The organism is Streptomyces prunicolor NBRC 13075, from assembly GCF_000367365.1.
In the GTDB taxonomy this organism is placed as follows: Bacteria; Actinomycetota; Actinomycetes; order Streptomycetales; family Streptomycetaceae; genus Streptomyces; species Streptomyces prunicolor.
Genome location: NZ_BARF01000048.1, coordinates 71,840 through 83,689, shown reverse-complemented (window position 1 = coordinate 83,689; position 11,850 = coordinate 71,840). Strand labels below are relative to the sequence as shown.

Sequence of the window (11,850 nt, the reverse complement as noted above, 5' to 3'; positions counted from 1 at the left end):
GCCCCTGGTTGGCTGTCGCGTGAGGGCGTGAGGGCGTGAGGGCGTGAGGGCGTGAGGGCGTGAGGGCGTGAGGGCGTGAGGGCGTGAGGGCGTGAGGGCGTGAGGGCGTGAGGGCGTGAGGGCGTGAGGGTGCGCCTGCTGCCCTGGCCGGGTGACCGGCGCCGGGACTTCGCCGGTGCGTGTCGGTCGAGGTGCCGGGTGGGGGTGGGGGCGTAGGGGTATGCGCCTGTCTGCCTGACTGTCGCCAGCCGGATGGGCGGGACCTGTCGACCCATCGATCTATCGACCTGCCGGACCTGCCGAGCCCCGAGGTCGTGCGTCAGTCCCGCCCGCAGTCTCGAAACTTGGGCCGCCGCTGCCGTACGTGCCCGTGCTCCATGGCGCTTGAACGCCCGGTCGCTGATGCCGTACGTCCCCATCTACTCAGGGCACTTGAACTTCGGTCCCCTGTGTCATACGCGCTCGCGCACCCCCGGCGCTCACCCCAATCCCACCCACCCCTCAACTCCACCCCAAACTCCTGCCAACCTCGTTGACACACCATCAGCACGCGCGTTCACTCGACACTCGTGCATGGCAACGTTGTCAGGCCGTGGGAGCGACCAGGAACCGTTGCCTGTCGCCGGCGTGCCGGTGTTCTCCGGTGTGCCGTCACCTGATCTGCGAAGCACGAACCGCTGCGGAGGCGACCGATGGTGAGACCCCGACGTTCAGCCGTGCCACGTGACCGCAACAGATTCCGTCAACGCCTCGCCGTGGCCTGCGTGTTGGGCCTGACCGCCCTTCCGCTCACGGCGATCGGCAGCGCCGGCATCGCCCATGCCGCGAGCGCCGCGACGCCCGCCCTCGTGACGGACCCCGCGTCCCTCGTCAACCCCCTCATCGGCACCTCCGGGGCGGTGGACACCTTCCCCGGCCCCGACATGCCGGCCGGGATGGTGCAGTGGGGTCCCGACACGACACCGAACCGTCCTGACGGCGGTGGCTACGAGTACAACGACACCAAACTCTCCGGCTTCAGCCTCACCCACGTCTCGGGACCCGGCTGTCCCGTCGCGGGCGATCTGCCGATTCTGCCGGTGACCGGTTCGCTGTCGGGTGACCTCGGGAGTACGTCCGTCGGCTTCGGCCATGCCGACGAGCAGGCCGGCATCGGGCGCTACAAGGTCACCGACGCGAACGGGGTCAAGACCGAGCTGACCGACACCACCCGCGCCGGTCTTGGCGCCTTCACCTTCCCCGCAGGTCAACAGGCCAACCTGCTCTTCAAGTTGAGCGGCGGCGCCACACAAGTGGACGGGACCCGCGTCCAGGTGGTGAACGACAAGGAGATCAGCGGCGCGATCGACAGCGGTCACTTCTGCGGCGCGAGCAACAGGTACACGCTGCACTTCGACGTGAAGTTCGACCAGCCGTTCACCGCCAGCGGTACGTGGGTCGGTAGCACCATCAACCCCGACGCGCGATCGCTGAAGGCCGGCAAGGTCCAACTCGCCCCGCAGGTGACCAAGTCGGCGCCGCTGAAGGAGAAACACTTCACCGTCCCGGCGAAGCCCGCCCCCACGATCCATGGGACCGGTCCAAAAGCCAAAGCCAAAGCCAAAGCCAAAGCCAAAGCCAAAGCCAAAGCCACAGCCACAGCGAAAGCCGCCCAGCCTCCCACGACCGGCGCCAACGGCATGTACCTCACCTTCGACACCACCGCGAACCCCACGGTGAGCGCGAAGGTCGGCATCTCGTACACGAGTGACGCGGGCGCGGCGAACAACCTCAGCACCGAGATCAAGAACTGGAACCTCGGCACGGTCGAGAAGGCCAACCACGACGCCTGGAACGCCGTACTGAACAAGATCCAGGTGGGCGGCGGATCCACCGACCAGCAGACGCAGTTCTACACCGCGCTCTACCACGCGCTGCTGCACCCGAACGTCTTCTCCGACGACAACGGCCAGTACATGGGCATGGACAACCAGGTCCACACACTGGCCAAGGGGCAACAGGCCCAGTACGCCAACTACTCCGGCTGGGACACCTACCGTTCCCAGACCCAGCTGATGGCGATGGTCGAACCCAAGGTCACCGCCGACGTCGTCACCTCGATGCTCAACGGCTATGACCAGACAGGCCTGTTGCCCAAGTGGGCCTCGAACAACGGCGAGAGCTACGTCATGGTCGGCGACCCGGCCGCCGGCATCATCGCCGACGCGTACGCCTTCGGCGCGACCGGCTTCGACACCGACAAGGCCCTCGCGGCCCTGCAGCACGAGGCCACCGTCCCCAACAACGACCGCCCCGGCGAGTCGGTCCGGGACGCGAAGGGCTACCTGCCGCTGGACGAGAACGACTACAACTGCTGCAACTTCTACGGCCCCGTCTCCACCCAACTCGAGTACGACTCCGCCGACTACGCACTCGCCTCCTTCGCGAAGTCGCTGGGCAGGACGTCCGTCTACGAGAAGTTCGCCACCCGCGCCCAGGACTGGATGAACGTCTTCAACCCGCAGACCGGCTACATGCAGGCCAAGAACAAGGACGGCCAGTTCGCGGGCGGCTTCACCCCCGGCACCTCCAACGGCTTCGTGGAGGGCACCTCCGCGCAGTACACGCCGATGGTCCCGTTCAACCTGAAACAGCTCATCCAGGCTCGTGGCGGGAACCAGGCGTACTCGTCCTACCTGGACAGCCTGCTCGACGACATCACCGCACCCGGCAACACCGACGCCGACCTGAGCAACGAGCCCAGCGTCGAGATCCCCTGGGAGTACGACTACACGGGCCAGCCCTGGAAGACGCAGGCGGCCGTCCGCGAGGCGCAGCAGAAGCTGTACTTCAACGCACCGGTCGGCTCGTTCGGCAACGACGACCTCGGCGCGATGAGTTCGTGGTACGTCTGGTCCGAGCTCGGCATGTATCCGGAGACCCCGGGCACGGACACGCTGGCGCTCGGCAGCCCGGCGTTCACGGTGGCCAAGGTGACCTTCGGCGGCGGAAAGACGGTGCGGATCAACGCACCGCAGGCCGCGTCCGACGCGCCGTACGTGCAGTCGCTCGACGTCAACGGCAAGGCGTGGAAAACCTCTTGGCTGACGTATCAGCAGTTGCAGAGTGCGGGCACTGCCGACTTCAAGCTCGGCACACAGCCCAACACGGCCTGGGCGTCCGGACCTTCGGCCGCGCCGCCGTCGGACACCACGGGCGGCGGCCGGGTGCTGGCCGCGACCGGTCCCGCCAACGGCCTTGTACTCACGCCGGGTTCGGCCGGTGACGGCACGCTCGACCTGACCAACCTCGGCAGCGCGGCCGTCACGGTCGACTGGAAGGCGACGGCTCCCTCAGGCGTCACCCTGGACACGGCGTCCGGCTCGCTGACGGTGCCCGCAGCGGGCAGCGCCGAGGCGAAGGATCACGTCACGGCGGGTGCGGACGAGGGGCTGTTCCCGGTCACGTTCGCGCTGACCGACCACAACTCCGGTGCGGCGCTGGCCGGTGCGACCCTCCGGGTGGCCGTGGCCAAGGCCGGTGCGCTGTGGCCGTACAACACCAACGAGGGCATCTATCCCGACGGCGCCACCTTCTCGGGCGGCTTCGACGGCGGTGGTTGGGCCTTCTCGCAGAACGCGTTGGCGGCTGCGGGCGTCACGAGCGGCTCGCCCCTCACGGTCGACGGCATCAACTACACCTGGCCGACGGTGACTTCGGGTCAGTTGGACAACCTGGAGATGGCCGGCCAGACCATCTCGATGCCGGCCGGCACATCGGGTGCGTCGCTGGGTCTGCTCGGTACGGCGACCAACGCGCCGACCGACGGCAGCGGCGTCTCGGGCACGGTGACCGTCACCTACACCGACGGCACCACCTCGCAGGGGACGGTCGCCTTCCCGGACTGGACCCTCAACGGCGGTTCCAGCACGTCGATTCCAGGTGACACGACCGCGGCCACGACGGCCTACCGGAACACCGGGAGCGGGGGCCGGGACAGCGTGAAGACCTACGTCTTCGCCACGAAGGTCCCGTTGGACCCGTCCAAGCAGGTCGCGTCGATCACCCTGCCAGTGACGGGCTCGACGGGCACGGACCACCTGTTCTCGTACGGCTTCGGCCAATAGCCAATAGCCAATAGCCAATAGCCAATAGCCAATAGCCAATAGGGGACAGCTAGTCAGCGAAGGTGGACCAGGATCCGGCCCGCGTTGGTCGGATCCTGCTCCACGCGGGCGTAGAGCTTCTTGATGTGCTTCTGCGCCAACACGGCCAACACCCGCTTCTTCAGTTGGCCCGTTCCCTTGCCCGGGATGATCTGGACGGTGTCGACCCCGGTGGCGGCGGCCTTGAAGAGGGTCTGCCGCAGGGCCGTGTCGATATCGCGATCGCTGCGGAAGTAGGGGTGCAGATCCAGGGTGATCAGGGCCATCGCCTCCGGGGGTCTCGTCGTAGGGACGCAGCGTATGCGAGAGCGCTCCTGAGGCGGAGAGTCCGTGGTGCTCTCCAACCCTGGTTCTACGCGGCAGTCGTCCCGTAGCCCGAGGACCGCGCTCCGCCCCGACCCTAGGCTCGATCACATCGAGAGGGCGTCAGCCTCCTCGTGGCACCGGCCGGCGCCTGTCCAAGTCCCCTAGGATTGAAGAGGCGTTGTGTCCCCTTTCGGATCAAACCGTTCCCCGGGCAGCCAGTCACAGACCCGCCGCGCCGCCGCCGGAGTCCTGGCCGCCTCGGCCGTCGTCCTCACGCTCGGCGCGCCGAGCGCAGCGGCTCGGAGCGCGCCGGTCACCTCCGGTGTCGGCCCCGCCTATGTGGCGCTCGGCGACTCCTACGCCTCCGGGGCCGGACTGGCCGGGGTGAAGGACAAGGCGTGCGACCGTACGGCCGGCAACTACCCCGGTCTGATCTCCGAGTTCGCCTCGATGGTGGGGCTCAAGCACACGTTCGACGACGTCACCTGCAGCGGCGCCACCACGAACAACTTCTGGAACCCGCAGGGCGCCAACGCCCCCCAGGTCGACGCGCTCACGCCCCGCACGAGACTCGTCACCCTGACCCTGGGCGGCAACGACGTCGGCTTCAGCAGCGTGCTCGCCACCTGCGCCCGTGTCGCCGCGACGGACCGGGACGGTACCCCCTGCAAGCAGTACTTCACGGCGGGCGGCAAGGACGTACTGGCCGAGCGCGTCGCCACCATGGAGGGGCGCGTCCACGATGTGCTCGCCGAGATCAAGCGACGCAGCCCCGCCGCCAAGGTGATCGTCGTCGGCTACCCCGCGCTCTTCCCCGACAACGGCGTTGGCTGCGGCGAAGTACCCTTCGCCAAGGGCGACTTCGCCTATCTGCGGGACACCACGAAGCAGGCCAACGCGGCGCTGCGACGCCAGGCGAATGCCGAGGGGGTCCACGCGTCCTACGCGGACACCTACTCGCCGACGGTGGGCCACGACATGTGCCAACCGCGCGAGGAACGGTGGATCGAGTCGCTGACCCCCGCCGCGAACACCGCCGCCGCGCACCCCAACGCGTCCGGTCAGTTCGCGATGGCCGTGGCAACCCTGCGGCAGATCTACAAGCCGTAGCCGACCGACAGCGCCTCAAGGCCCCCGAGGAGCCTCAAGGCGTACGTCCTGAGGCTGACAAGCCGCCCGGAAATCCGCCGCGCGCCCGATGACGCTCCCTCGGTCCCGCCTGCAAGGTGGCGGCCATGGGTGAACCCAGAGAACTGACGAAGCGTCATAAACGTTCCTTAGTAAGCCGGTTGGCGGCTGTCGCGGCCGTCCTGTGTCTCACCTCGGCCACTGTCGCTCTGCTGCCCGCGTCCTCGTCCGCCGTGACGGGGCCGGCGTCGGGCGGCAAGACGGTGGCCGAGGGCGGTCACACGGTCCGGATCAGCCGGACCGAGTACGGCGTCCCGCACATCCTGGCCCGGGACTTCGACGGACTCGGGTATGGGTACGGGTACGCGTTCGCGCAGGACAACGTGTGTGAACTCGCCGACCATGTGGTGACGTTGAGGGGCGAGCGGTCCCGGTTCTTCGGGTCCGACGGAGAGCCTGGTGAAGGGGAAGTCCAAGGCTCCAACCTCGCGAGCGACACCTACTACAGCGGGCAGCTGCGTGCGGGCACCGTCCGCCAACTGCTCGCCAAGAAAGCCCCGTTGGGGCCGACGACCGAACTGCGCCGCATGGTCGAGGGATACGCCGCCGGGTACAACCGCTACCTCCGCGACACCGGCGTCGACCACCTCCCGGACCCGACCTGCAAGGGGAAGCCCTGGGTGCGGCCGATCACCGCACTCGACGTGTGGAGCGTCGTCTACGACGTCAACAGGGTCACCGCGACAGTGCCGTTGGTCCCGGACATCGGCGACGCGAAGCCTCCGACGACGACTGCCGCCGACGGCAAGGAAACGGAGGCCTCCAGCGCAGCCGCGACCCTCGCCACTGCCACTGCCACTGCCACTGCCACTGCCACTGCCACTGCCACTGCCACCGCCACCGACATCGGCAGCAACGGCTGGGCCCTCGGCCGCGATGCCACCCGCACCGGCAACGCGATGGTCCTGGCCAACCCCCACCTTCCCTGGGCCGTCGGCTACTTCCGTTTGTACCAAGTGCAGTTGACGATCCCCGGCACCCTCGACGTCTCCGGCGCCGGCCTCTACGGCACCCCGTTGGTCGAGATCGGCCACAACCGCACCCTTGCCTGGACGCACACCGCGAGCGACGCCGAACACGCGTCCCTCTACGCGCTCAAGCTCGCCCCCGGCGACCCGACCAGCTACGTACTGGACGGCAGGACCGTACCGATGGAACGCCGTTCGGTCCCGGTCACCGTGCGCGGCGCCGACGGCAAGCTGAAGACCGTCGAACGGACCCTGTACTCCTCGCACTTCGGGCCCGTGCTGTCCTCCGGCTGGACCACGACTACCGCCTACGCGATCCGGGACGCCAACGCCGACAACCTGCGCTCCATGAACACCTGGCTGGCGATGGGCAAGGCGCAGAACCTCGGCCAACTCCGCGCCGCCCAGGACGAGTTCCAGGGCGTCCCCTGGACCTACACCCTCGCGGCCGACACCACTGGCGGCACGTACTTCACCGACTCCTCGGCCGTCCCGCACCTCACCGACGCCCAACTCGCCCACTGCACCCTCCCGAACGACGAGGGGCCGACCGCCCTGGACGGTTCGACGTCGGCCTGCGCCTGGGGGAGTGACCCCGACGCGCTCGTGCCCGGCGTCTACGGACCCTCCCGCCAGCCGAAGTTGAGCCGTACCGACTACGTCGCCAACTCCAACAACGGCCCCCAGTACGTCAATCCGGAGGCGCAGATCACCGGCCTCCCGGGCGTGTACGACACCGATCCCCACCTCGACGGGCGGGCTCAGCTCGGCCTCGACATGATCGCCCAACGCCGGGACGGCACCGACGGGTTGGGCGCACCGGGCTTCACCGAAAGCACCCTGCGCGACTCGATGCTCGGCAACCGCGTCCGGTCGGCCGAGACGGGCCGCGACGACATCGTCGGCATGTGCCGCGCCCACCCGAGCCTGACGGCCACGGACGGCACGCTGGTCGACGTCACGCAGGCCTGCACGACCCTCGCCCGCTGGGACACCCGCGCCGACACCACCAGCCGGGGCATCGTGCTCTGGAGCACGTTCTACAACCGTCTCCTCGACGGCGGTCCGCCCGACACCTGGCGCCGCGTCCCCTACGACCCCGCCCAACCCCTCACCACCCCAAGGGGGTTCAACGGCGAGGACTCGCGCGTCCAACGCGCCCTGGCCGACGCCGTGCAGGAGTTCGCGGCCCGTGACCTCCCGGTCGACGTCGAGCTCGGCGCCGTACAGAAGTGGGACGGCATCCCGCTGCCCGGCTGCGACGCGGGCTGCTTCGACGTCGTGGAGGCGAGCCCGGACTCGGGCTCCGGCACCCCGACCGCCGGCGCCTTCGGCACCACCTTCCTGATGACCGTCGAACTGACCCCGGACGGCCCGCGCGCCCACACCCTGCTCACGTACGGCCAGTCCGCGAACCCGGCCTCGCCCCACTTCTCGGACCAGACCCGTCTCTTCTCGCGCAAGCAGTGGGTCATGGAACGGTCCACCCCGGCGGAGATTGCCGGCGACCCGGCTCTGGAGGTGACGACTCTGCGCAGGTGAGGCAGGCCGACGCAGCGCGGGCGGTCGCAACTCGGCGGGCCGGGTGCGGGGTTGACTGGTCTATACCCTTGACTGGTACATACCAATGCGGTTCAGTGAGTCGCGTCATCCCCCACCACGGCCGCCCCCCACGCCGTGACCGGTCCAACCGGCCCGTGCGCACAAAGGCTCCGCTTCGCCCTGCCCTTGGCGGGGTACGGCCGTGCTCCACAGAGGAGTTGAACCCTGTGTCGAGACGCCGCATCGCCGCAGTACTGACCGCACTCGTCCTCGGTAGCCTTACGCCCGTGGTCCTTCCCGCCGCCGGCGCGTCCGCCGCCTCCTGTTCGAGCTATCCGAACTGGGTGGCCGGCAAGTCGTACGTCACCGGCAACATCGTCCGCTACACCGACGGCAAGGCGTACATCGCCGAGCACGACAACCCGGGCTACGACCCGGTCATCAGCACCTGGTACTGGGAGCCGTACGCCTGCGACGGCTCCGGTACGCCGGTCGGGAACTTCGTCGTCAGCGAGGCGCAGTTCAACCAGATGTTCCCGAGCCGGAACTCCTTCTACTCGTACAGCGGTCTCACCGCCGCCCTCAGCGCCTACCCGGGGTTCGCGAACACCGGCAGCGACACGACGAAGAAGCAGGAGGCCGCAGCCTTCCTCGCCAACGTCAGCCATGAGACGGGCGGGTTGGTGTACATCGTCGAGCAGAACACCGCCAACTACCCGACGTACTGCGACTGGTCCCAGTCGTACGGCTGCCCGGCCGGCCAGGCCGCCTACTACGGGCGCGGCCCGATACAGCTCAGCTGGAACTTCAACTACAAGGCCGCCGGTGACGCGTTGGGCATCGACCTGCTCAACAATCCGTGGCTGGTGCAGAACGACTCGGCCGTGGCGTGGAAGACCGCGCTCTGGTACTGGAACACCCAGACCGGCCCCGGCAGCATGACCCCGCACAACGCGATGGTCAACGGCGCCGGTTTCGGCCAGACCATCCGCAGCATCAACGGCTCGATCGAGTGCGACGGCAAGAACCCCGCCCAGGTGCAGAGCCGCGTGGACGCCTACACGCGGTTCACCTCGATCCTCGGGACCAGCACCGGGGCCAACCTCTACTGCTGATCGTGCGGGACGGGCACCGGCTGGACCGTTCCAACGGCCGGTGCCCGTTCCACCCCCGCGTTCCAGGGACGGTACGTTCCCGCAGGTCAAACCCTGTGTGAGCGTTCCAGCTTCCCGTTTCCCCCGACTGCTGTGGCGGCTGGGACGGATCGCCGCACAAGCTGCGGTTGTTCGCAGCGAGACCCACCACGAACACCCGGTGGCTCGCCTTCCAGCACCGCACCCAGGGGGAACCCGATCATGTCCAACACCATCTTCCGCCGCCGTACGGCACTCCTCACCGCGACCTTCGCCGCAGCCGCCTCGCTCGCGCTGACCGCCTGTGGAACGAGCCAGGACTCGGCGGCCAAGAACACCCCGACCGTCGCCGCCGACAACGGCGTCTCCTCGACCGCGACGCCCAAGACGGCCGCCGGGGACACCAAGGCCGAGGCCTCCGGTACGGACACGGCCGTGACCTCGAAGTCGGGCGGCAACAGCACCACGGCCAAGGCGTCCAGCGGGTCCAGGTCGACGTCCAGCATCGTCACCTGCACCGGCGCCAACACCAAGGTCACCGCGCAGACCGTGTCGCGTCCGCTGAACCACCTGCTGCTGACCGTCAAGAACACCGGCTCCAAGACCTGCTACCTGTACGGCTATCCGGCCCTGAACTTCCAGGACGCCCAGTCCGTGCCCCCGGTCGACGAGGACACGCAGCCGCAGGCGGTCACCACGCTCAGCCCCGGACAGTCGGGCTATGCGGGCGCCCTCCTCTCCGCCGCCGACGGCAGCGGCTCCGGCGGCTACACCGCGAAGACGCTCTCGGTGATCTTCCAGAACCGCGCGCTCGACTTCGTCGGCTCGGGCGTCAAGGTCGCGCTGCCCAGCAAGGGCGTGTACATCGACAGCTCCCTGACCACCACCTACTGGCTGACCAACCCCTCGGACGCCCTCAACTAGGCAGCCGGTGCCGCGTAGTTCCCTGCCGCACAGAAAGGACGTAGGTGTGCCCAGTGCATCGAACAATGTGAACCGGCGGCCCGATCCCGGGGCGCCCGCGCACGAGCACTTCGAGGTGGTGTGGCACACCTCGTCCGACGGCGCGTTCAGGAGAGCGGGCGTGCTGGCCTGGGAGATCATCGGCATCGCGGTGGGCCTGCACTCGGCGGACGAGGTACAGCCGAGCGGAATCGAGATCCGCGCGTACGAGGGCCCGCTCGTCGTCAGGTTCGTCTACGGCGACGATCACGAACTCGCCCGCCGGCACACGGCGTTGGTGGAACGCCGGCTCTGGAGTTGCACGGTGGGGGAGTTCCTCGCCTTCCTCCGCGAGACGTCCGCCGACCCGGCGACGCAACCGGGATCCGACGCGACGACGCAACCCGGATCGCCGGATTTACCTCTCTTGGATTGCGCGTAGCCGGGCCCAACCACCCGCATACCCACCCGAACCAGTCGAGGAGACCTCCCCCATGTTCGACAGCTCCCCGCCGGCGGACCGGCGCCTGAGCCGCCGTGTCACGGCCCTCGCGGTGGCCGGTACGGCCCTCACACTCGCCGTCCCTGTCTCGGCCTCGGCCGTCTCCGGCGCCGACCGCGCCAACGCCGCTGCCCCGGACCCGGTGTCCTCCTTCTCGTTCACCGCCCAGGAACGCAAGGACGCCCTCGCCTACTGGACCCCGGCCCGGATCAAGGCCGTAGGAAAGTCGGTGGATCTGGGGCCGACCGGGCCGAAGACCAAGACGTGGACCGGTCCACAGCTGAAGACCGTGGGGCGGATGTTCATGGTCAACGCCGCGGGGGCCGACACCTGGTGCACGGCCACCGCGGTGAAGAGCGCCAACCGGTCCGTGGTGATGACCGCGGGGCACTGTGTCCGGCGGTCCGCCTCGCCCGTCAACACCAACATGTCGATGGTGTTCGTCCCGGCCTACAGCAAGGGCAAGCAGCCGTACGGCGCCTTTGCGGTGCGTACCGTCCTGACGCCGCGCGCCTTCGCCGAGGAGGGCACGAACGACGTGGCCGCGATGGTCGTCGACGCCGACCGGAGCGGTCGTAGGCTCACCGACGTCGTGGGTGGGACGCCGATCGCGTTCAACCGGGCCGTCGGCGGGAAGATCTCGTCCTTCGGCTACCCCGCCACCCACCCGCAGCTCGGCGAGGAACTCCTGCGCTGTGTGGGCACGGAGAAGAAGGAGGACGGCCAGCGGATGATCCCCTGCGACATGACCGGCGGCTCGAGCGGCGGCCCGTGGCTGGCCGACTTCAAGGAGACCACCGGGCAGGGCACCCTCGTCTCGGTCAACAGTTCGCTGGACGGCTTCACGCCGACCAAGATGTACGGCGAGATCTTCGGCGCCACGGCCAAGACGATGTACGGGCGGGCCGAACGCGGCTGATCTCAGGGCCCGTTGAGGAGGGCTGCCCCCGCCGACAGGGGCAGCCCTACGCGAATACCGCCAGGGGAGGTGCGGTGCCGGATGCCTTGCCATGACAGCCGTGGGGTTGACCAACACTGCCGGCCCCGACACGTCCCGTTCCCCTGGCGGTAGGACCAGCTTGGGGCGTCGGGCGGGTGCGGGGGGCCTGAACTCCGGGATATCG

Annotated in this window: 8 protein-coding genes; 7 read left to right on the top strand and 1 reads right to left on the bottom strand. The window is 68.8% G+C overall.

Features of this window, described 5'->3' with window-relative positions; all coding sequences use genetic code 11:
• Nucleotides 1-716 precede the first annotated feature (716 nt).
• Complete coding sequence (locus SPR02S_RS21655; protein ID WP_019059094.1) at nucleotides 717-4,106, top strand: lectin; 3,390 nt, start codon at nucleotides 717-719, stop codon at nucleotides 4,104-4,106.
• Nucleotides 4,107-4,159: 53 nt separating this feature from the next.
• Here the strand turns inward: SPR02S_RS21655 and SPR02S_RS21650 are convergent, their stop codons facing one another.
• Nucleotides 4,160-4,411 carry a Smr/MutS family protein gene (locus tag SPR02S_RS21650; protein WP_019059093.1) on the bottom strand — a complete coding sequence of 84 codons (252 nt, stop codon included), beginning with the start codon at nucleotides 4,409-4,411 and terminating at the stop codon, nucleotides 4,160-4,162.
• A gap of 220 nt (nucleotides 4,412-4,631) precedes the next feature.
• Here SPR02S_RS21650 and SPR02S_RS21645 point away from each other — a divergent pair, with 220 nt between their 5' ends.
• The 6 genes from SPR02S_RS21645 (at nucleotide 4,632) to SPR02S_RS21615 (ending at nucleotide 11,645) form a co-directional block, all read left to right on the top strand.
• A complete protein-coding gene (locus SPR02S_RS21645; RefSeq protein WP_019059092.1) occupies nucleotides 4,632-5,561 on the top strand; it encodes an SGNH/GDSL hydrolase family protein in 930 nt (309 codons plus the stop codon).
• Between the two features lie 179 nt (nucleotides 5,562-5,740).
• Complete coding sequence (locus SPR02S_RS21635; RefSeq protein ID WP_019059090.1) at nucleotides 5,741-8,149, top strand: penicillin acylase family protein; 2,409 nt, start codon at nucleotides 5,741-5,743, stop codon at nucleotides 8,147-8,149.
• Between the two features lie 227 nt (nucleotides 8,150-8,376).
• Nucleotides 8,377-9,264, top strand: a complete 888-nt coding sequence (locus SPR02S_RS21630; protein WP_019059089.1) for a glycoside hydrolase family 19 protein — start codon at nucleotides 8,377-8,379, stop codon at nucleotides 9,262-9,264.
• A 240-nt stretch (nucleotides 9,265-9,504) separates the two neighbouring features.
• Nucleotides 9,505-10,206, top strand: coding sequence for a DUF4232 domain-containing protein (locus tag SPR02S_RS21625; RefSeq protein WP_019059088.1), 702 nt, complete (start codon nucleotides 9,505-9,507; stop codon nucleotides 10,204-10,206).
• 46 nt (nucleotides 10,207-10,252) lie between these two features.
• A complete protein-coding gene (locus SPR02S_RS21620) occupies nucleotides 10,253-10,666 on the top strand; it encodes a hypothetical protein (protein WP_174447559.1) in 414 nt (137 codons plus the stop codon).
• Nucleotides 10,667-10,718: 52 nt separating this feature from the next.
• Entirely contained in the window at nucleotides 10,719-11,645 is a 927-nt protein-coding gene (locus SPR02S_RS21615) for a trypsin-like serine peptidase (RefSeq protein WP_019059086.1), read from the top strand.
• The last annotated feature ends 205 nt before the right edge of the window (nucleotides 11,646-11,850 follow it).